This window comes from Burkholderia sp. IT-111MI5 (assembly GCF_949752865.1).
In the GTDB taxonomy this organism is placed as follows: domain Bacteria; phylum Pseudomonadota; class Gammaproteobacteria; order Burkholderiales; family Burkholderiaceae; genus Burkholderia; species Burkholderia pyrrocinia_C.
Window position 1 is genome coordinate 1 of sequence record NZ_CATKIF010000053.1, and the last position, 461, is coordinate 461.

At 63.1% G+C, this 461-nt stretch carries 1 protein-coding gene; it reads left to right on the forward strand.

What is annotated here, in order from left to right; genetic code table 11:
* On the forward strand, nt 1-461 hold a 461-nt coding region (locus ACM6JT_RS27180; protein ID WP_414857669.1), incomplete at both ends, for a hydrolase.

Genomic DNA, 461 nt, shown 5'->3' on the forward strand with positions numbered 1-461 from the left:
CTTGAAGTACTGACTCCGCAGAACAGCCAGCTGATCTTCATCGACCAGCAGCCGCAGATGGCGTTCGGCGTGCAGTCGATCGATCGTCAGGCGCTGAAGAACAACGTCGTCGGGCTCGCGAAGGCCGCGAAGGTGTTCAACATCCCGACCACGATCACGACGGTGGAATCCGACAGCTTCTCGGGCCACACCTATCCCGAGCTGCTCGACGTGTTCCCGAACCAGAAGACGCTCGAACGCACGTCGATGAACTCGTGGGACGACCAGAAGGTGCGCGACGCGCTGGCCGCGAACGGCCGCAAGAAGGTGGTCGTGTCGGGCCTGTGGACGGAGGTCTGCAACACGACGTTCGCGCTGTGCGCGATGCTCGAAGGCGACTACGAAATCTACATGGTCGCCGACGCATCGGGCGGCACGTCGCAGGCTGCGCACGACTTCGCGATGCAGCGGATGGTGCAGGC